Source organism: Streptomyces sp. NBC_00400, assembly GCF_036048035.1.
Classification (GTDB): Bacteria; Actinomycetota; Actinomycetes; order Streptomycetales; family Streptomycetaceae; genus Streptomyces.
In genome coordinates this window covers 119,521-138,740 of record NZ_CP107940.1, presented here as the reverse complement: position 1 = coordinate 138,740, position 19,220 = coordinate 119,521, and the positions used below count along the sequence as shown (strand labels likewise).

The window sequence follows — 19,220 nt, the reverse complement described above, 5'->3', positions numbered from 1 at the left end:
GGGTGGTGTCGGGGTGTGGCGGGTGGCGCCGGGCGCGTCGGGCTGGGCCGGGGTGTGCGGGGCATTGCCGGAGCGCAATCGATGGCGCAGGGAGTGCCCGCGTGTGACGGCCACGCTGCAGAACATGTATTCGAATAATGGGTACCCTGGAAACATGGCCACGCACCTTCAGGGCTCGCTCTTCGACCAGGCCGACGAGGTCCGTCTCGGCCCACTGCGCGGCGTGCGCAGGACCGAGCTCGGTGACGGGGCCTGGCTCGATCTGCTGCCCGGATGGCTGAGCGGGGCCGACGCCCTGTTCGCGCAGCTCGCCGCCGAGGTGCCCTGGCAGGCCGAGCGCCGGCGGATGTACGAGCGGGTGGTGGACGTGCCGCGGCTGCTCGCTTTCTACGAGGCCGGCGACATGCTGCCGCACCCCGTGCTGGCCGAGGCGAGGGATGCGCTGTCCGCCCACTACGCCGGCGAGCTCGGCGAACCGTTCACCACGGCCGGGCTCTGCTGCTACCGCGACGGCCGCGACAGTGTGGCCTGGCACGGCGACCGGATCGGCCGCGGCCGGCGTGCGGACACGATGGTCGCCATCCTGTCCGTGGGCACACCGCGCGATCTGCTGCTCCGTCCGCGGCGCGGCGGCGGCACCGTACGGCGGCCGCTGGGCCACGGCGACCTGATCGTGATGGGCGGCTCCTGCCAGCGGACCTGGGAACATGCGATCCCCAAGAGCCGTGCGGCGGGGCCACGGATCAGCATCCAGTTCCGGCCCCACGGCGTGCGCTGAAGCCGGACGCGGGTGGGCCCCCGAGTACGCGTCGGCTCGGGGGCCCTTCAACTACTGCGGGCAACTACTGCGGGGGAGTGGTCAGTGGCGGCGGCAGACCAGGTGCTCCCGGTGCCAGGTCCGGGTCCAGTAGCCGGGGTGGCGGACGCCGTGCCGGTCACGCCAGGCCGGGTGCCAGGTGCGGGTCCAGTGTCCGTGGACCATGTGGCACCGCCCCCTGTCGACGTGTCGGGTGGTCGTGCGGTCTCCGTGGTGCGACGGCGTGGCCGAGGCGACACCCACCGAGGAGAGGAGGGTGCCTCCGGCGAGAGCAACGGTGGCGGCGCCGAGAGCCAGGGCGCGCTTGAATCCGTCAGTCATCGATCGTGCCTTTCTGCATTGCCATGGTGCGAAGCCATGGTGCGAGATGCCCTGCCGATGGCCGGGCATCACTGACCATGCACCCATGACGTGCTCCATATGCGGCTAACACCAAAGGTTTTACACAATGCAGACAGAGTGTGAAAGAAAGTAATTATCAGACTATGAATGGCGAGGGGAGCGGGTGTGGCGTGGTGGCCCTGGCGGCGGCGGGCCGACGTACGGCCGCTCAGGGCCGCGCCAACTCCGGTGCGGCGCACACCGGCCGGACGAGCCGAGACGCCAGGGGCCCGACCGAAAGCTGTGCCCGATCGCTAGCCGTGCCCGATCGAAGCCCGTGCCCGGTTCAGGCAACCCAGTGCGCCCGGCGGTCGGCGGATGATGGTGAAAGCCCCGCCGCGAGCGCGGCGCCCATGCGGTGCACGGCCTCATGCAGAGTCTCCGGCGAGGTGGTGTAGGGGATCCGCAGGCGCTGTTCGAACAGGCCCGGATCGGTGCCGAAGTACGCACCGCCCTCGATCCGTACTCCGTAGTCCAGGGCCCGTTCGGCCAGCGCCGAGGCGAGGGGTGCGCCGAGGTCGACCCACAGCGACAGTCCGCCGGGCGGCAGTTGCCAGGTCCACTGCGGCAGGTGCTCGGTCAGGGCCGCGGCCAGAGCGGCGCGCTGCCGGCGCAGCTGTTCCAGGCGGGCCGGCAACAGTTCCCCGGCACGGGCCAGGAGCGGGACGGCCAGCAGCTGGTCCAGCACCGAGCCGCCCATGTCGGTGGCGACTCGCTGGCCGGCGAGTTCGGTGACGAGCCGCGCGGGGGCGCGCACCCAGCCCATGCGCAGACCGCCCCAGTGCGTCTTGCTCATCGAGCCGATGGTGATGACCTGACCGGCCCCGCCGGGAGTGGCGCGGGAGGCGAACGGTGGCGGGGCGGGGACATCGAGGGCGAGGTCGGCCAGGGTCTCGTCCACGACCAGCCAGGCGCCGGAGCGCTCCGCGGCGCGCAGAATGCGGACGCGCTCCTCATCGGGCATGAGGCAGCCGGTCGGGTTGTGGAAGTCGGGGAGCAGGTAGGCCAGTTGGGGAACCGCCTGGCGGAAGGTCGATTCGGTGATCTCGATGTCCCAGCCGGTGTCGGTCACCGGGACCGACAGGGTGCGCAGCCGGGCGCGGCGCATGGCCTCCAGGGCGTTCGGGTAGGACGGGTTCTCGACCATGACCCGGTCACCGGGCCGGCACAGCAGCCCCAGGACGAGCGTGAGCGCGTGCTGGGCGCCGGCGGTCACCAGGATCTGTTCGGGCATGGTGGCCAGCCCCCGCCGGGTGAAGCGCTCGGCGACGGCGGCGCGCAGCTCCGGAAGGCCGTAGGGATGGTAGCCGGGGGTGTGTGCGTGCTCGGCCAGCCGCGGGGTGACCTGGGCGAGGGCATCGAGGAGCGCCTGCTCCGGCAGTCCCGGTGCGGCGCTGGCCAGGTCGATCGCGGTGTCCTGGGGCCCGAGGAGCCGTGCGATGCCGCTGGGGGCCCGGCCCTCCGGAAGGGCCGTCCAGGTACCGGAACCCTGGCGGCTGTGCGCGTAGCCGCTCTCGCGCAGCAGGTCGTACACGGCGGTGACGGTGGCCCTGCTGGTGTGCAGGGCCGTGGCCAGCTCCCGTTCGGCGGGGAGCCTGACGTGCAGCGCGATGCGTCCGTCCAATATCAGCGCACTGATCGCCCTGGCCAGGTGGCGGTAGGCCGGCCGTGCTTCTGCCGGGTCGGGCAGCATCGCGGCGAGCTGTCGGCTCCCCAGGCTCCGGTCGGCGCGGTCCGCCCGGTCCGCATGCGGGTACCGATGCCGGTCGGCCATGCCACTCTCCCCGGATCGGTCGTGCTCGCCAGGCCAATGACTCTACAGAGGCGGCAGGTTGGTCTTGAGGCGCAGGGGTCCGTGCAAGGTCCGTGCCTCTTCTCATGCCTCGTTCGCCTACCGGGGTGCTGCCGGACGCACTCCCGAACGCCTCGGTGACGCAAGGCTGTCCGGCGCGCCGTATCCCCGTGCCCGCGAACCTTGCCGACCAGCCTCAATCCCGCATGGCGTCCTGCATGGTGTCCCGCAGGAGCGCGGCGATCAGGGCGTGCCCCGTCTCGCCCTGCCACTGGGCCCCGCCCCTTCCGTCCGGTGAGCAGACCGTGACCTCGATCAGCTCCGTGCCCTCGGGCCGGGGACTGCGCCAGACCCCGCACCGGCTGTCCGGGGCGGCGCCCGCCTTCTCCCGCAGCTCGCTCTCGATATCCCTGCCGCACTGTTCGCGGGCCATGTCCCCTGCCGTCCGGCCCTGCGCATCGGTGAGACGGGGGTCGGCGCCGTGGTGCAGCAGAGCCCGCACCACCGCAATCGATCCCCGCTCGGCCGCCATCATCAACGGGGTCCGCTCACCATGGGCCGCGTTCGGATCGGCATCCGCGTCGAGCAGCAGCCGGGCGGTCCGGTGGTGGCCGCCGGTGGCCGCCCACATCAAGGGGGAGTAGGAGGTGCCGTCGTCCTCCCGCCGGTCGGGGTCGGCGCCGTGAGCGAGCAGTTCGCGCACCGCCTCCGAGTGGTCCCAGCACGCCGCCGCGCACAGCGGCAGACCCGAACTGCCCGGCTCTCCCCGGCTCTCCGCATCGGGTGGGGCGCCCGCTTCGAGGAGCAGCCGGAGGGTGTCGGTGTGCCCGTTCACCGCGGCACGGTACAACGGTGTCTCCCCGTCGGCGCTCGCAGCGGACGGCGAAGCCCCCTGCCGCAAGAGCGCATCCACCTCGCGCACCTGTTCCTCGTAGAGGGCGGTGATGAGCCGTGCGGTCAACGACTCGGTCATGCGGCTTCCTTCCTGGGGGACGTCATCGGGCCACGCCCCGCCCTGTCAGCCGCTCTTGCGGCTTCCCCGGCATCGGCGAGGGCCGCGTCTGCCGCCCGCGGGTGCACTCGTGGATGACATCCCGCGGTGCCGGACCTGCCGTTGTGTGGCGGGAGATGTCACCGAGGACGGCGACCCGGACGGGCACGTCATCGACCGTCTGCGGGGTGCTGGGCATGGAGGCCGAGGCTAACTGCAGATGCTGGGGCAGTCGACGTAATTTTTGCGGGCAGCGGCTCCGGCTTCCCGGGCCGGTTCATCCACCGTCCGGGAAGAGCCGGTCCAGGTGGTGGCGGAGGACCGCTGCTGCGGCTTCCGGGGTGCGCTGGCCCACCAGAACGCTGGTGCCGAGGCCCGCCGACAGGGCGAGGAGGCTGACCGCCTCCGTGCGTACGTCCGTGCCGGGCGGGGTCAGACCGGCTTCGCGTGCCCGCTCCAACTGGTCGGCCACCAAGTCCTCGGCGGCATTGGGGCCGTCGATGAACGGCTGGGCGGCCAGTGCCTCGTCCGTCACGGAGAGCACGGCGTAGGAGGTGTAGACGAGGTGGAAAGTCCGGCTCTCCTCGTCGCGGGGGAGCGCTTCGAGGAGGATGGCCTCGAGAATCCCGCGTGGTCCCGGGGTGTCCCCGGTGGCCCGGACCCGGTCGGCGATACGGGTCCCGAGCCCGGTGGTCAGCTGCTGCAGTCCATGGAGCAGCAGCTTCTCCTTGGTCTCGAAGTAGTACTGCACCAGCCGCAGGGACACCCCCGCTTCGGCCGCCACATCGCGCATCCCGATGGCGTGCAATCCGCGCCGCCCGGCGACCCGGACCAGCGCCTCGGCGATCTGGGTACGCCGCTCTTCGTGGTCCACGCGCTTCGGCATCGGCCCGTGCCCTCCGCCTCGTTCGTTCCGTTCCGGCCTGGGAGATCGGCTACATGGTACCGCTGTACCACTTTGGTGATACGGTGGTATTACCAAAACGCTGTCAGGAGGTGGCCTGCTGTGCCCGACACCAAGACGCGAGACCGCAACCCCGCCGTCGGCCGCTATGTGAACGAGGCGGTGGTCCACCAGCCCGAACGTGCCGCACAGTGGCTCGACGAGGCGCTCGAAGGCCTCGGACTCGACCGGGTCCACCTCATCGGGTCCTCCTACGGCGGATGGCTCACCGTGAACCAGGCGCTGCACCGGCCCGGCCGACTGGCCTCGGTCACCCTGCTGGACCCGGGCGGCCTGGAGAGGGTGGGCCTGCGGTTCTTCGCCTGGTTATTCGTCAACCTCTTCGCGACCTGTGCGCCGAAAGCGCTGCGTCCACGTCTCGCCGCCTGGCTCGACCAGCCGGTCCTGGTGGTGCCGGAACTGCGCGCGATGGTGCGGCTCGGCGTGCGCGCCCACCGTATCCGCCGCCCTTCCCCGCTCCCCCTCACCGAAGCCGAACTGCGCAGTATCCGCACTCCGCTCTACCTGCTGCTCGGGAAGCGGAGCCTGTTGGTGCACCCGCAACGGCAAAAGGAGCGCGTCCCGCGCCTGCTGCCCGGCGCCCGCGTCGAGATCGTCGCCGACACCGGCCATGGACCGCAGATCGACCACGCGGAGTCGGTCAACAGCCGGATGGTGAGCTTCCTGGACTCGGTGGACTCACTCGGGCAGCCTCAGCGGCCCGGGTCCTGACCGCCCCTGCGGTATCCCCCCGCCCCGCGCTCGACCGCTGCCAGCACCCGGCCGGCGCCGTCCTCCGTACCGAGCAACGCCGCCACCTGGCGGGCGCGCTGACGGTACCGGGGGTCGCGCACGGCCTTGCCCACGGCGGCCGCGAGGTTTTCCGCGGTCAGGCGCTGGAAGGGGATCTTCCCGGGGCTGACGCCGAGTGACGTCAGACGTGACGCCCAGAAGGGCTGGTCCAGCATCATCGGAACGGGGACCGCCGGCACGCCCGCGCGCAGGCCGGCCGCCGTGGTTCCGGCACCCGCGTGGTGGACGACGGCTGCCATCTGCGGAAACAGCTGGACGTGCGGGACCTCGCCCACCGTCAGGACGTCGTCCCCCTCGACCGACAGGCCCGCCCGGCTCGACTGGACGACACCGCGTACCCCGGCGAGCCGCAAGGCGCGTGCCAGGAGACGTCCCAGTCGCTCCGGGTCGCTGGGCGCCATGCTGCCGAAGCCCACGAAGACCGGTGGCGGACCGGCCCGGAGGAAATCCGCCAGCCTGGATTCCGGTGCCCAGCCGGGGACTTCCGACGGCCACCAGTAGCCTGCCACCTCCATTCCCGGCCGCCAGTCGGCGGGCCGGGGAACCACCGCCGGGCTGAATCCGTGGTGGACCGGCCAGGTGGCCCGGCGCCGCTCCAGGGCCTCCCGTGTCACGCCCAGCCGGCGCTGCAGATGGCGCACCCCGGGTGCAAAGGCCCGGGCCAGCAACGACTGCGCGCACTGCCCCAGCGCCCGGTTGGCGAGTGGTCCCCACGACGGCACATCGAAGATGACCGGCGGGAACTCCCGGGTGGGCTCCAGGGGCTGCAAGAACACCCCGGCGCAGGGCAGTTGCAGCCCCTCTGCCGCCACGAGTCCCAGGGGAGCCAGGCTGCTGGAGAACAACAGGACCTCGGCACCCGAGGCACAGGCCTCGGTCACCGCATCGGCCATCTCCGGCGCCAATTCCCGTGCCAGCCGCATTTGTTCGGCCTTGGAGAGGCCGGCGCCCTTCGCCGGTCCGTGCCCCGGCGTGTCCTCCGCTCCGGACGTGGCGTACCGGTCGAGCGGAAGGGGGTGGAAGCCCAGGCCGCTGCGGCGTACGAGCTCGGCCGAGCGCGTATGGGTGGCCATCACCACCCGGTGTCCGGCGCGATGCAGCCGGGCCCCCAGGCCGGTGTAGGGAGCAACGTCCCCGTGCGAACCCGCGGTAGCGATCAGGATGTGCATGGTCGGCAGTGTCCCGTCTCGTCGGCTGCGATGATTCCGACTGCGACCGGCTTCACTCCGGCGGTGTAACCGCCGTATTTCCGTGTGGAGCCGAACGCGTGGGAATCCCCGCGCAGTTGTGTGGTGGACGAGGGCCGGGTGGCCTCCCCCGCGGGCGTATTCGCGGCACCCCGGCGCGGTGGTCAGTCGCGGCGTGCGATCACCCGGTAGGCGTTGGACAGCCGGGTGCGCCGTGTGAAGGGAGCCAGCAGGAGGTCGAGCCCGATGAGGACGAGGAGCACGGGTGCGACGGCCAGCAGGGAAAGCCCGCGGATCCAGCGGCTGACCGGCCCCGGCCTCCGGGGCAGCCAGGGCAGATCCTCGCTCGGCAGGACGGATTTGAGCAGGTTCACCGCCGCGGACGTCAGATCGGTGGGGACATGGGGCGCGTGCCGGTCGGTGGCCACGACGGTGAATCCCTGCTCGGCCAGTGCACTGCACAGGTTGTCCAGCGGGACGAAGTGCAGATGCTGCGGCTGGAGCCACGGCCCCCACCACTGGCCGAGCAGACGGGCGGAGGCGGATTCCGGGTCGGGCACCTCCACCAGAAGGTGACCGCCGGGCCGGAGCGCGGTGTGGGCGGCGGCCAGTTCCTGCCGTGGCGCCAGGGTGTGTTCCAGGTAGTGATGCATGCTCACCACGTCGTACTGACAGGCCAACTGGCCTGCCAGCCCGACGAAGGAACCCCGGTAGGCCCGGGAGATACGGCCGTTGCGTGCGGCGATCTCGACGCCCTCGCCCCAGTCGAGCCCGTGGAACCGGGTGTCCGGATGGATCTTCCGGGCTTCGGCGCAGAAGTGGCCGTGACCGGTTCCCACGTCGAGCCACCGTGACGGGCGGCCGAACGGGAGCAGCGCCCGGGCGCGGGCCCGGTAGAGCCTCACCGCGAGGGGCGAGCGGGCCAGCCGGGCCATCGTCGCCTCGCCCAGACCGTCGTAACAGTCCCGGTAGTAGAAATCCAGTCCGTCCGCGCTCAGCCGGGGATTCTGGAACACGTGCCCGCAACTGCGGCACTGGTCGAGTACGAACGTCCCGGGTTTGTGCTGGGGATGGTCGGTGGTGCGCAGGCGCCCGCGCAGCCGGGAGGAGGTGCACCAAGGACACGTGGTGCGCCGTGGTTCGAAGAACCGCTCCAGCCCGTGTGCCAGCTCGTCTTGGTATCGGGGCCGGTGGGCGGCGATCTGCTCGCTTCGCATACTCATCATGGGGGGCTTCTTTCCGATGTGGTCCTGAGGGGGAGCGCTGCCACCGGTGTGGAGGGCGGGCGGGGCACGCCGGGCCGCTCCGGGGACCGGGCGCGCACCGCACGGACGCCGGAACGCCCGGGTGCACTACGCAGTGGCGGCACGGGGGCGGGCACGGCGGGACACGGAGAAGCGCCGCACACACGGCCGCTCCACCCCCGCATACAGCAGCCACGAGGTCAGCAGCACGACGGGCAGGCCGGCCAGGACCACGGCGAGGTTGCTCCATCCATGACCCGTCAAGGACAGATACAGCAACCCCAGCACCATGAAGTGGACGAGATACATGGCGTAGGAGATTTCACCGAGGAACACCAGGACAGGCGTGCGCAGCAGCGATTTTCTGCTGCGCAGGTCCAGCTCGGCGGTTGCGTGGACGAGCGTGGCGAGCGGGATCACGGTCGAGGCCGCGTACAGGAAGCTGTGCGGGAGAAACGCAGCGTTCACCACGATCGTGCTGATGACGCCCAGGGCGGCCGGGAGAACGCCGATACGCGGAATTCGCATTCCCGTCGAGGAGATGCGGGCCAGCATCATGCCGAGGACGAATTCGGGCAGCCGGGTGATCGGCAGCATGTACAAGGACCAGTATCCGGTAAATGACGGTCCGCCCTGGTTGAGGACGAACTCGTACAGCACCGGGCAGGTCCAGACGAGCGCGACCGCCCCGCCCGCCCCGATCAGCAGTCCACGACGTGACAGCCGCTGGACATGGGGCAGTAGCAGGGGGAAGAGAAGGTAGAAGAACCCTTCGGCGGCCAGTGACCAGGAAACCGGGTTACCCGCGGAGACAAAGCGCTGGCTGGGAACCCAGGTGTTCACCAGGAAGAGGCTGGAAAGGTTCGCCGGCCATCCGGAACCGTGCGTTGCCGTCCCTCCGGCGCAGACGAGCGCGGCCATGACCACGCACCAGGTCAGTACGTGATTGGGCAGAATCTTGGCGGCCCGGCGCTGCCAGAAGGCGCGTGCGGTGTCGGTCGGGCGGGCGGAATGCGTCAGCACATAGCCGCTCAGAATGAAGAAAAGCGAAACCGAACTCGCCCCGACCCATACTTCGGGCCCCAGGGTCCGGGCGAGGTGCGGGTTGATCAGCAGCGCACTGTGGGTGTAGACGACTCCGCCCGCAGCGGCGAACCGCAGACCGGTCAGAGAAGGCAACTGCCGGGGCCGGCCCGATCGTGTGCCGTCCTTCGCCGACGGCTCCGGTGTGCCGATGCGGCCGACGACGCGGCCGACCGTCGCGGTGGAGGGGGACGACGGTCCGGGGAGATCGTGCACGAGTGGCCTCCTGCGGGAACGACCGGGCCCATGACCACCACACCGATGCACAGGGGTGCGCGGAGGGGGTCGCCGGGGGATCGATGGGAAGGACTGATCCGGCCCGTGCGGAGGAATGGGCGGCCCGTCGCGCGGATACCTCGATTGACCCACCGCTCCATGCCCGTGCCTAGGGAGGCGACCCGATTTCACTCGTACGGCCCAGGGGGAGACCTCTGGTGCGTCGTCAGTCCCGCCCGCAGGAATGCCCGTATCCGGCGTGGCCCACGTGACATCCCTTGGTGCGCCCCCGGCCGTACAGGTGATTCCTGGGGACCTGTGGCCGGGCGGGTGGAGCGCGAAGCAGCCGCGGGAAAGAATGACGTCATTCCGCCGTGCCATGCACACCGGCTGCCTGGGGCGCCGATCACCCTCAAGGGCAGGGCATATGACGAGGCAACGCATTCCGGTGCACAGGGTGCTCGGTAACGGTGGTACCGCGATATAGGAGCGAACTGATGCGTCGCTGCGCGCGTGCGGGAAAGTTTCTGCGCGAAGGAGCGGGCGGCGCGGAAACGGCTGGGTCAAGGGGGAGGGAAACGCCTGCCTCCGGCGGGCCCGGATATCCACCGCAGGCCCCACTCCCACACCAGAGGTCTTGAGTTGAAGCACACCAGCGCACCTGAGTCCCGTACCGTCCTCGGCAGTGCGGGGACGGTGGCTCTGATCGCCGCCGCACTCATCCTGCAGTGCGCCCAGGCCGCCCCTGCCACATCCCCTGAGCCCCCGTCAGCAACGGCTGCCGCTCAGCGTGCCAGGACCATCAGCTCCGCCCTCGGAGCCAGCGCGGCGGGCTTCTACTACGACGCGCCGCGCAACACACTCATCGTCAATGTGACCACAACGGCCGCCGTGGCCAAGGTCCGTGGGGCCGGCGCCGAGGCCAAGATCGTCAAACACTCCCTCACCTCGCTGAATGCGGCTCGTGCGACCCTCAAGCAGAAGGCCACCATCCCCGGGACGTCCTGGGCGATGGGCCCCAGGACCAACCAGGTGGTCGTCGTCGCCGACCGTACGGTCAAGGGCGACCGCCTGGCGCAGCTCAAGAAGGTCACTGCCTCACTCGGCGACCGGGTCGTCCTCAGACAGTCGGCGGGCACGCTCCGGCCGCTGATCGCCGGCGGCAACGCCGTCTGGGGCAGCGGCGCGCGCTGCTCGCTCGGCTTCAACGTCATCAGGGACGGCCGGCCGTACTTCCTGACCGCCGGCCACTGCGCCAACGCGGTGCGCAACTGGTCCGCCTCGCAAGGAGGTCCGGAGATCGCGGTGACGGAGACCGGCGCCTTCCCCGGTGACGACTTCGGGATCGCGAAATACACCGACGCCGGTATCGCCCACCCCAGCAGGGTGGACCTCTACAACGGCAGCCTGCAGCCGATCGGCAAGGTGGGCGATGCCATTGTGGGCGAGCGGGTGCGGCGCAGCGGCAGCAGCACGCACGTCCGGACCGGGGACGTCACGGCCGTCGAGGTGACGGCCAACTACCAGGAAGGGCCGGTCGACGATCTGGTCCAGGCCGGCATCTGTGCGGAATCCGGGGACAGCGGCGGCTCGCTCTTCGACGGAGACACCGCGCTGGGCCTGACCTCGGGCGGCAGGGGCAACTGCCTTCTGGGCGGCGAGTCCTTCTACCAGCCCGTACGCGAGGCCCTGGAGAAGACCGGATCTCACCTCGGCTGATCTGCCGGACGGGCGCTGACCGGACCGGGTCCGGCCGCTCTACGGACGCCGCGAGGGCAGTGGCTTGAGCGTCGGCCACCGCTCCAGCATGCGCCGGCGCAGGTCCGAACAGAGCCGGTGCAGACCGCGCAGGTCGGCCCGCTCGGCCGTCATCTGTGCGACGACGCCGAGCCGGTGGGCCAGCCGCTGCCGGGCTGTGGCGGTGCCCCATGTCCAGTCGTGGTCCGGGATGCGGGCCAGGTGGTCGACGGCGCCGCGGTGCGCCCGCTGCACCAGGGCGTCGCCGCGCAGCAGCCAGCCGGCACAGGCGTCGGTCAGGTCGCCGTGGGGCTCGGTGCCGGTCGCGGCGGTCCATGCGGTGCGGTAGGCCGTCTCGGCACGGTCCATGAGTGGTGCGGCTGCCGCGGTGGAGCACCAGCAGGTGGGAAAGCCGATACGCAGGTAGGCGAGTTCCACGATCCCGTTGCCGAGTGTGGCCTGTTCGAAGTCGATGAATCGGACGCCCTGCGCGGTGTGCAGGTCATTTCCGGGACACGGGTCTCCGTGGAGCAGGGCGTGCCCCGGTGCCCGGCCGAGCCGGTCCACGAGTGCGTCGAGTTCGGCGGGCGCGCAGGACGGCACGGACACATCCAGTGCCTCGGCGAGGTGGAGGAAGGAACCGATGTCGTCCTGTGCCGGGCCGGTCCAGGCCGGCAGGAGTCCGGCGTCCTCGGGGGTGCCGGCGGCGTGCAGCCGGGCGAGTGCGGTGGCGTAGCCGACGATCCATGCACGGGACGGCCGGCGGGGCTCGAGGTGCTCCAGAACGAGCACGCGTTCCTCGTCGTCGGTGCCCAGCAGGCCCGGTACGAGGGCCGGTTCGGCCCGGGAGGCGAGCCGCAGCGCCGTCACCTCGCGCGCATACCGCTGAGCGGCGTCGGGGGCGCCCACGATCTGTTTGACGACCACCGGTATCCCGTTCAGCTCGACCCGCCAGACGCGCGAGCGCGGGCTGCTGTCCAGTCTGCGGTGCCTCACGGGTGTCCCCAGCGTTGCCCGTAATCCGTCTCCGAACGGCAGTTGCGATCTCATGGCGCGCATCCTGCCACCCGCGCGAACGGGCGGGGCGGCCGGTGTGAGTTCGTGGCCGGGGGAGTGCGCATGCGGTGTGCGGCCGCTGCGGACGCGTCCGGTTCCCGCGGACCCCCGGTGCGGGCGGGCTCGTTCGCACCGGGGGCCGGAGACAAGGGGGATCGCCTCGCCGCCCCCAGATGCGGCGAATGCGGGATACGGGATACGGGATGAGCTTGCGCCCATGTGTACGGCGCTGCGCACGGCAAGCAGCGGGCCGGACCGCGCCCCCGCCGGTACCACCGTCCCGGCGGGGGACTCGGACGGTCTGGGGAGGAATGGCTACCAACCCGCCTCGCCGGCGGAGGAGACCGTCGCCCACGCCCCCTCTGGAGGGGCCCTGAGCGGACCCTCGTCCGAGGTGCCCGCTGCGGGTATCAGGTCGTCCCCGCCGCCGAGAGCTCCGCGCAGCGCGTGGCCCGTCTCAGCCGATGGTGGCGCCGGTGCTGGTGGCGCCGGTGGTGCCGCCTGCGCCGCCGCCGATGGTGGCGCCGGTCGTCGTGGCGCCGGTGGTGCCGCCCAGGCCGCCGCCGATGGTGGCGCCGGTCGTCGTGGCGCCCGTGGTGCCGCCCAGGCCGCCGCCGCCGATGGTGGCGCCGGTGGTGGTGGCGCCGGTGGTGCCGCCCAGGCCGCCGCCGCCGATGGTGGCGCCGGTGGTGGTGGCGCCGGTGGTGCCGCCCAGGCCGCCGCCGATGGTGGCGCCGGTCGTCGTGGCGCCCGTGGTGCCGCCCACGCGGCCGCCGATGGTCGCGCCGGTGCTGGTGGCACCGGTCGTGCCGCCGCCGAGCCTGCATCCCGCCGGCACCAGGACGACCCTGCCCTGGACGATACGGAACTGGCAGAGCACGCCTCCGCCGCCGCCGATGGTGGCGCCGGTGGTGGTGGCTCCTGTGGTGCCGCCCAGGCCGCCGCCGATGGTGGCGCCGGTGGTCGTGGCGCCGGTGGTGCCGCCCAGAACGCCGCCGATGGTGGCGCCCGTGGTGGTGGCGCCGGTGGTGCCGCCCACACCGCCGCCGATGGTGGCGCCCGTGGTGGTGGCGCCGGTCGTGCCACCCACACCGCCGCCGATGGTGGCGCCCGTGGTGGTGGCTCCTGTGGTGCCGCCCAGGCCGCCGCCGCCGATGGTCGCGCCGGTCGTGGTGGCACCTGTGGTGCCTCCCCCTCCGCCGCCGATGGTGGCGCCGGTGGTGGTGGCTCCTGTGGCTTGTTCGGTGCTGGTCGGGGCCCAGGCCTTCGTTGTCTGCGGCGCTTCACTGCTCATCGCGGTGAGCGCGCCCACCGTTCCGGTGAGTGTCACGGCCAGGAGTGACGCGCCGATCACGTGGGGAATTCGCTTGCGGATGTTCGTCGCCATGATGCCTCCTCTTGAGTGGACGGGCCGTCGACAGCCAGCCTGGGAGGTCGGCCATGACCGCGGTGTTGATCCGGCGTGGCCCTCGCGTGACGCGCTCAGTACCGGGCGGGAATCCGCCGCTTCCCACCGGCCGGCGGCCCGTCCCTGGTGGGCCCGGCCCGTCAACCGGACCGGTCCGCGCCGGACCAGGCCGGCACAGTGTCGATCACAGACGGTGCCGAGGTGATCGCCATCCGTGATATGGGGCGTTGGGGGAGCGGGCGTCGAGCCGGATCCGAGTGAACCGGACCTGAGCGAGCCGGACCGGGCCGAGCCGGACCCGGCCGAGCGGCCGCCCTCAGCCGTGCCGCGGCGCCACGGCCCCGTTGTCCGGAGTCGTGGTGGCAAGGGACCGCGGGGTCACGCGTGAGGTGCTGCCTCCGGCGTTGTGCGGCACAGCCGCTACGCGCTCTGCCATCCGGGTGACGGAGCGTCAAGAGCGTTGCAGGCGTGGTCACTCGGGTGGATTACTGGGAGCCATCCAATCCGGTGGGCCGCCTACCCTCTCGGGCGAGTGGCAGCTGGCCTACCTTGACAACACACCCACGTGAGGGCAGGCGGCGGTGCAGCACTGGCACCGCGACGGATGCCCTCCCACGCAGAGGCGTGAAGACACCAGGCAGGTGCCGTTGGTCGGCATCGGCCGGCGCGGCGGCTCACATCACCTCTTCTGGGGACGTCATGCGAACTGTCCGTACATTGCGCTCCATCCTCGGTGTCTGCGCCCTGACCGTGGCGCTGACCGCCGGGCTGGTCGCGGTCCCGAACGAGGCACACGCCCAGACGCCTGTGCTGTGCAGTGAAACCTCGCTGGTCAACGCGATCACGGCGGCCAACGCGGCCGACGGGGGCACCCTGGCACTGGTCCCGTTCTGCACCTACCAACTCACCAGCGCGCACGGCACCGGACCCACCGGTCCGGTGGGGCTGCCGCCCATCACCACGTCGATCACCCTGCTGGGAGTGGGCGTCACCATCGTCCGCGACCCGAGCGCACCGGCCTTCCGGGTCCTCCAGGTCCAGGGAGCCGCCAACGTGCCCGGCACCAAAGGGCAGTTGAGCCTGGTGGGAGTCACCGTCCGCGGCGGCAGTGCCGTGTCCCCTTGGCCGGGGGGCGGTATCTCGAACCTGGGGGGCACCGTCTCCCTGCTCACCAGTGCCGTCACCGGGAACACCGCCGTTGCCGGGGGCGGAATCTACAACGACAACGGTGCCGTGTCGCTGACCGCCAGCTCCGTCACCGGCAACACCGCCACCTCCAGCGGCGGTGGCATCTACGTGAACTCCGGGGGCGTGACCCTGCTGGGCACCAGCGTCAGCGGCAACACCCCGGACAACTGTGCTCCGTCAGGCAGCGTCATCGGCTGCACCTGACGGCCGGCCGGCGCATCGGCCACCACGCACCAGACAGCTCACCCCGACACCGGCGGCGCAGGCACCTGCCCGGTTTCGGCTGATCACTCCCACTCACACACTCCACAGAAGGAGCATCGCCATGCCCATCTCTCCGAATCAGGGTTCGACCGGAGGCGGGACCACCGTCACCATCACCGGTACCAGTCTCGGCGGCGCCACCGCCGTGCACTTCGGCTCCAAGACAGCCACCATCACCGCCAACACCCCCACATCGGTCACCGTCATCAGCCCGTCGGGCAGCGGTACGGTTCCCGTGACCGTGACCACCCCCGGCGGAACCAGCAACCCGCTGTCGTTCTTCTACGTAGGGGCGCCGTTCAAGTCCAGCCTCTCCCCCGTATCCGGCGTCACCGCGGGCGGCAACACCGTCACCATCAACGGCACCGGCCTGACCACCGCCACCGCGGTGAAGTTCGGTACCGTCACGGCGACCCCGACCGTGCTCAACGACGGCCAGCTGACCGTCGCCGTGCCGGCGGGCACCGGGCCCGGACCGGTGGGCGTCAGTGTCACCACCGCGGGCGGCACCAACAACGGCCTGTCGTACACCTATGTCGACGCCCCGACCGTCGCCACTCTGAACCCCGACTCCGGCCCGGCCAGCGGCGGAACCGTGGTGACCGTCACCGGCACCAGCCTCAGCACCACCCAGTCGGTCCTCTTCGGCGCCACGCCCGCACCGTTCACCGTCATCAGTGACACCACGGTTTCCGTCGTCACCCCGCCCACGCCCGACGGATCCCCCGGTCCCGCCACCGTCACCGTGACCACCACTGGTGGCGTTGCCACCGCTGACTTCACCTACCTGGCCGGCCCCGGCATCTGACCGGCACCCCGAGCCGCTGACGGCCTGGCCCCCGGCCAGGCCCCCGCACCACCCGTCCGGACAGGGCGCGCCCTGCCCTGCCCGGCCCTCCCCCAGCTCACCTGACGAGCCTCGGCCCGGCGCTTCTCCTCGGCGGCAGGCCGGGGCTCACGCTCTCGAAGGACCATGGCCGTGAACCGCTCAGCAGAACCGCCAACCCCTTCCGCCGCGCAGACGCCGGCCGCAGCCACACCCGCAGTCCTCTCCGTCTCTCCCGCCTCGGGTGCCTCCGCGGGCGGCACCCCCGTGACCATCACCGGCACCGGCTTCACCGGTGCCACCGCCGTGCGCTTCGGTGCCACACCGACGCCGTCGTTCACCGTCGTCTCCGACACCCAGATCACCGCCACCACCCCGCTCGGCACCGGCACGGTGCAGGTCACCGTCACCACCCCCAGCGGCACCAGCAACCAGTTCGTCACCTTCTCCTACGTCGCCACCCCCGCGCCGGTCTTGACCTCGGTGGTTCCTGCTTCGGGTCCGTCGTCGGGTGGTACGACGGTGACGTTGACGGGTTCGGGTTTTACGGGTGCGACGGCGGTGCGGTTCGGTGCGGTGTCGGCGTCGTTCGTGGTGAACTCCGCTACGCAGATCACGGCGACGGCGCCTGCGGGGTCGGGCACGGTGCAGGTCACCGTGGTCGGGCCGGGTGGTACGAGCAATGGTGTGCTGTTCACCTACACGACGGTGTCCGCGCCGGTCTTGACCTCGGTGGTTCCTGCTTCGGGTCCGTCGTCGGGTGGTACGACGGTGACGTTGACGGGTTCGGGTTTTACGGGTGCGACGGCGGTGCGGTTCGGTGCGGTGTCGGCGTCGTTCGTGGTGAACTCCGCTACGCAGATCACGGCGACGGCGCCTGCGGGGTCGGGCACGGTGCAGGTCACCGTGGTCGGGCCGGGTGGTACGAGCAATGGTGTGCCGTTCACCTACACCACGGCCTCCGTACCGGTCCTGACGTCCGTGACCCCGTCTTCGGGCCCCGCTGCCGGGGGCACCACGGTCACTCTCACCGGCACGGGCCTGGCCACCACCAGCTCCGTACGGTTCGGTACCACGGCGGCAACCTCCTTCACCGTCGTCTCCGACACCCACGTCACCGCCGTCGCTCCTGCCGGGACCGGCACGGTGCAGGTCACCGTCACCACTCCCGGCGGCACCAGCAACGGCGTCTCCTATACCTACTCCGTGACGCCCGCCCTGAGCGGCGTCAGCCCCAACCAAGGGCCCACATCCGGCGGGAACACCGTCACACTCACCGGCACCAACCTCACCGGAACGACCGCGGTCACCTTCGGCACCACCCCCGCGACCTCCTTCACGGTCCTGTCCCCGACCCAGATCTCCGCCGTGGTCCCCGCGGCGACCGCGGGTCCGGTCAATGTCACCGTGACCACCCCGGGCGGCAGCAGCACCCTCCCAAGCGCCTACTTCTACGTCAGCACCCCGGTCCTCACCGGTGTCGCCCCGCCCTCGGGACCGCTCTCGGGCGGGAACACCGTCACACTCACCGGTGTCCACCTCGTCGAAGCCACCGCGGTGCGCTTCGGGACGACCGCGGCAACGGGGTTCACGGTGGTCTCGGACACCCAGATCACCGCCGTGGTTCCGGCCGGAGCCGCCGGTCCGGCCGACGTCACCGTGAGCACCGCCGGGGGAACGAGCAACGGAGTCTCCTACACCTACCTGGCGCCACCGGTCGTCACGACCGTGGTCCCGAACCAGGGGCCCACCGCCGGCGGGATCACCCTCACCCTCACCGGCACCGGCTTCGCCCAGGCAACCCAGGTGCTCATCGGCACCGACCCCGCGGGGTTCACCATCGTCTCCGACCACCACATCGTCGTCGACGCCCTGCCCGGAGCCGCCGGTCCGGTCGCCGTCACCGTCACCAGCCCCGGCGGCACCAGCGCACCGAAGACCTACACACGGGTCGCCTCACCCGGGATCTGATCGGCGGGCCGGATCCTGGCACCGAAGTGGCGGGCCGGTTCCTGGCACTGAGCCGGGGGGCCGGCTCGGGCGCTGTGGGGAGAGGCGGGCGGCGTCCACCCCGCGCGCAGCCCCGGGGACGCGGGCAGCGGAAAGGGAATGCCGCACCCCCACTCCCCGAAGTAAGGCGCCCTCGTGGAGGTCATCACTTGCTTCGGGAGGGCTTGATGGTTCCGGAACTGGAAGGATCTGGGCGTCCGGCTGGGCCGTTTCACGGCGCACGCCCCGGGCCGGTCGCGCATTCGTGGGGCGGGTACGGGATGCCGCGGGCGAACGGCCGCCGGCGGGCAGACGGCCCTCCTCGGGCGGGCCACGGTCGTCGACCTCGTCACGACCGAGGAGGGACACCGCCTCACTTCATGGACGACGTCCTGGTGCGGCCGGCCGCCACCCGCTCGACGAGGGGCCGCCAATGCTCCAGGCCGGCCACCCGCAGGCCCACGACCTTCCCCGCGTCATCGGCGTGGCGCAGCGCGACGGCAGCGAGGAAGTCGGGATGTGCCGCGAACGCGGCCTGTTCCTCCGGCGTCATCGGACCGCCCTGGAGGGCGAGGGTACGTGTGCTCTCCGGGGACAGCCCGGTCGTATGCTCCGCGTCCGTCGCCGCGAGGTAGCGCTTGGCGGGGATGTGGAGCGCGACCAGCCGTGCGACCCGCGCGCCCAGCAGGCCGGCGACGGCCGCCGCGGCGTGCTCGCCGTGCCGCGCCTCGTCGCCGGGAACCAGGTGATGGCCGATGTCATGCACCAGGCCCGCGACCTGAAGTTCCTCGTCGTGCGGGTGCCGCTGCGCCAGGACGGCCGCGACCTGAAGGCCGTGGTCGAGGATGTCCACCGGGTCGCCCGAACGGTCCGGCGTGTCCCAGACGTCCTCGCAGTCGGCCAGCACGGCCATCAGCCCGTCCACGGAGAGCGGCTGCTGATTCCTGCTGCCTGCCGGTTCGTTCATTTCCTCTTCCTCACCCTGCTTGCCCAGTTGTCCGTGTGCTTGCCTGCCTGCATGTCTCTGCAGCTCACGGCACCGGAATCTGCCGTATGCGGTGGTCCACGAGGTGTACGCGAGCCGTCCTGGCGGGGACCCGCCGTGCACCGCGAGGAGCGGCCCATGTCTGTGCCTCTTGCGCTGCACGGCGCATCTCGGGCGGCACAGAGAGGCAGCGCACGCCGCTGTGGGACGATTCCGGACGCAGCGCACGGGCGACGACGGCACAGCGGCTCGTCCGGGAACGCGAGCGCACAACAGGCTGACGTGGAAGTGAGACGGGAA

The 19,220-nt window shown here is 71.4% G+C and carries 16 protein-coding genes; 6 read left to right on the top strand and 10 right to left on the bottom strand.

Going from position 1 to position 19,220, the window contains the following annotated elements:
- Positions 1–154: 154 nt before the first annotated feature.
- Positions 155–778, top strand: a complete 624-nt coding sequence (locus OHS81_RS00650) for an alpha-ketoglutarate-dependent dioxygenase AlkB (protein WP_328381399.1) — start codon at positions 155–157, stop codon at positions 776–778.
- Positions 779–859: 81 nt separating this feature from the next.
- Here the strand turns inward: OHS81_RS00650 and OHS81_RS00645 are convergent, their stop codons facing one another.
- The 4 genes from OHS81_RS00645 to OHS81_RS00630 all read right to left on the bottom strand — a co-directional run bounded on the left by OHS81_RS00645 (position 860) and on the right by OHS81_RS00630 (position 4,867).
- Positions 860–1,138, bottom strand: a complete 279-nt coding sequence (locus OHS81_RS00645) for a hypothetical protein (protein ID WP_328381397.1) — start codon at positions 1,136–1,138, stop codon at positions 860–862.
- A 346-nt stretch (positions 1,139–1,484) separates the two neighbouring features.
- Positions 1,485–2,972, bottom strand: coding sequence for a MocR-like transcription factor YczR (gene yczR, locus OHS81_RS00640; protein WP_328381395.1), 1,488 nt, complete (start codon positions 2,970–2,972; stop codon positions 1,485–1,487).
- Positions 2,973–3,186: 214 nt separating this feature from the next.
- Positions 3,187–3,963 (bottom strand): ankyrin repeat domain-containing protein, encoded by a 777-nt coding sequence (locus OHS81_RS00635; protein WP_328381393.1) that lies wholly within the window; start codon positions 3,961–3,963, stop codon positions 3,187–3,189.
- A gap of 295 nt (positions 3,964–4,258) precedes the next feature.
- Positions 4,259–4,867: a TetR/AcrR family transcriptional regulator gene (locus OHS81_RS00630; protein ID WP_328381391.1), complete on the bottom strand. Its 609-nt coding sequence runs from the start codon at positions 4,865–4,867 to the stop codon at positions 4,259–4,261.
- Here OHS81_RS00630 and OHS81_RS00625 point away from each other — a divergent pair.
- A complete protein-coding gene (locus tag OHS81_RS00625) occupies positions 4,766–5,656 on the top strand; it encodes an alpha/beta fold hydrolase (RefSeq protein ID WP_443058824.1) in 891 nt (296 codons plus the stop codon). The genes OHS81_RS00630 and OHS81_RS00625 overlap by 102 nt on opposite strands.
- Here the strand turns inward: OHS81_RS00625 and OHS81_RS00620 are convergent.
- The 3 genes from OHS81_RS00620 to OHS81_RS00610 form a co-directional block, all read right to left on the bottom strand.
- Complete coding sequence (locus OHS81_RS00620; RefSeq protein ID WP_328381389.1) at positions 5,638–6,906, bottom strand: glycosyltransferase; 1,269 nt, start codon at positions 6,904–6,906, stop codon at positions 5,638–5,640. The two genes, OHS81_RS00625 and OHS81_RS00620, sit on opposite strands and share 19 nt — an antisense overlap.
- Before the next feature lie 182 nt (positions 6,907–7,088).
- A complete protein-coding gene (locus OHS81_RS00615; protein ID WP_443058630.1) occupies positions 7,089–8,150 on the bottom strand; it encodes a class I SAM-dependent methyltransferase in 1,062 nt (353 codons plus the stop codon).
- A 126-nt stretch (positions 8,151–8,276) separates the two neighbouring features.
- Positions 8,277–9,467, bottom strand: a complete 1,191-nt coding sequence (locus tag OHS81_RS00610) for an acyltransferase family protein (RefSeq protein WP_328381387.1) — start codon at positions 9,465–9,467, stop codon at positions 8,277–8,279.
- Between the two features lie 642 nt (positions 9,468–10,109).
- Between OHS81_RS00610 and OHS81_RS00605 the strand changes: the two genes are divergently transcribed.
- The gene (locus OHS81_RS00605) at positions 10,110–11,186 is read left to right on the top strand and encodes a S1 family peptidase (RefSeq protein ID WP_328381385.1); all 1,077 of its coding nucleotides are present in this window, start codon (positions 10,110–10,112) and stop codon (positions 11,184–11,186) included.
- Positions 11,187–11,225: 39 nt separating this feature from the next.
- Here the strand turns inward: OHS81_RS00605 and OHS81_RS00600 are convergent, their stop codons facing one another.
- Entirely contained in the window at positions 11,226–12,254 is a 1,029-nt protein-coding gene (locus OHS81_RS00600) for a phosphotransferase (RefSeq protein ID WP_328381383.1), read from the bottom strand.
- A gap of 463 nt (positions 12,255–12,717) precedes the next feature.
- Positions 12,718–13,647: a hypothetical protein gene (locus OHS81_RS00595; RefSeq protein ID WP_328381381.1), complete on the bottom strand. Its 930-nt coding sequence runs from the start codon at positions 13,645–13,647 to the stop codon at positions 12,718–12,720.
- A gap of 720 nt (positions 13,648–14,367) precedes the next feature.
- On the opposite strand from OHS81_RS00595, the gene OHS81_RS00590 reads away from it, so the two are divergent.
- The 3 genes from OHS81_RS00590 (at position 14,368) to OHS81_RS00580 (ending at position 17,917) form a co-directional block, all read left to right on the top strand.
- Complete coding sequence (locus OHS81_RS00590; RefSeq protein ID WP_328381380.1) at positions 14,368–15,060, top strand: hypothetical protein; 693 nt, start codon at positions 14,368–14,370, stop codon at positions 15,058–15,060.
- Between the two features lie 121 nt (positions 15,061–15,181).
- A complete protein-coding gene (locus OHS81_RS00585) occupies positions 15,182–15,928 on the top strand; it encodes an IPT/TIG domain-containing protein (RefSeq protein WP_328381379.1) in 747 nt (248 codons plus the stop codon).
- 171 nt (positions 15,929–16,099) lie between these two features.
- On the top strand, positions 16,100–17,917 hold the full coding sequence (locus OHS81_RS00580; RefSeq protein WP_328381378.1) for a beta strand repeat-containing protein: 1,818 nt from the start codon (positions 16,100–16,102) through the stop codon (positions 17,915–17,917).
- Between the two features lie 391 nt (positions 17,918–18,308).
- On the opposite strand, the gene OHS81_RS00575 is transcribed toward OHS81_RS00580, so the two are convergent.
- The gene (locus OHS81_RS00575; RefSeq protein WP_328381377.1) at positions 18,309–18,902 is read right to left on the bottom strand and encodes an HD domain-containing protein; all 594 of its coding nucleotides are present in this window, start codon (positions 18,900–18,902) and stop codon (positions 18,309–18,311) included.
- Positions 18,903–19,220: the final 318 nt, after the last annotated feature.

Excerpts from the sequence above, each read along its gene's own strand:
- OHS81_RS00645 (WP_328381397.1), bottom strand. The coding sequence starts at position 1,138 with ATGACTGACGGATTCAAGCGCGCCCTGGCTCTCGGCGCCGCCACCGTT.
- OHS81_RS00650 (WP_328381399.1), top strand. The coding sequence starts at position 155 with ATGGCCACGCACCTTCAGGGCTCGCTCTTCGACCAGGCCGACGAGGTC.
- OHS81_RS00590 (WP_328381380.1), top strand. The coding sequence starts at position 14,368 with ATGCGAACTGTCCGTACATTGCGCTCCATCCTCGGTGTCTGCGCCCTG.
- OHS81_RS00575 (WP_328381377.1), bottom strand. The coding sequence starts at position 18,902 with ATGAACGAACCGGCAGGCAGCAGGAATCAGCAGCCGCTCTCCGTGGAC.
- OHS81_RS00615 (WP_443058630.1), bottom strand. The coding sequence starts at position 8,150 with ATGATGAGTATGCGAAGCGAGCAGATCGCCGCCCACCGGCCCCGATAC.
- yczR (WP_328381395.1), bottom strand. The coding sequence starts at position 2,972 with ATGGCCGACCGGCATCGGTACCCGCATGCGGACCGGGCGGACCGCGCC.
- OHS81_RS00595 (WP_328381381.1), bottom strand. The coding sequence starts at position 13,647 with ATGGCGACGAACATCCGCAAGCGAATTCCCCACGTGATCGGCGCGTCA.
- OHS81_RS00635 (WP_328381393.1), bottom strand. The coding sequence starts at position 3,963 with ATGACCGAGTCGTTGACCGCACGGCTCATCACCGCCCTCTACGAGGAA.
- OHS81_RS00630 (WP_328381391.1), bottom strand. The coding sequence starts at position 4,867 with ATGCCGAAGCGCGTGGACCACGAAGAGCGGCGTACCCAGATCGCCGAG.
- OHS81_RS00620 (WP_328381389.1), bottom strand. The coding sequence starts at position 6,906 with ATGCACATCCTGATCGCTACCGCGGGTTCGCACGGGGACGTTGCTCCC.
- OHS81_RS00585 (WP_328381379.1), top strand. The coding sequence starts at position 15,182 with ATGCCCATCTCTCCGAATCAGGGTTCGACCGGAGGCGGGACCACCGTC.
- OHS81_RS00600 (WP_328381383.1), bottom strand. The coding sequence starts at position 12,254 with ATGAGATCGCAACTGCCGTTCGGAGACGGATTACGGGCAACGCTGGGG.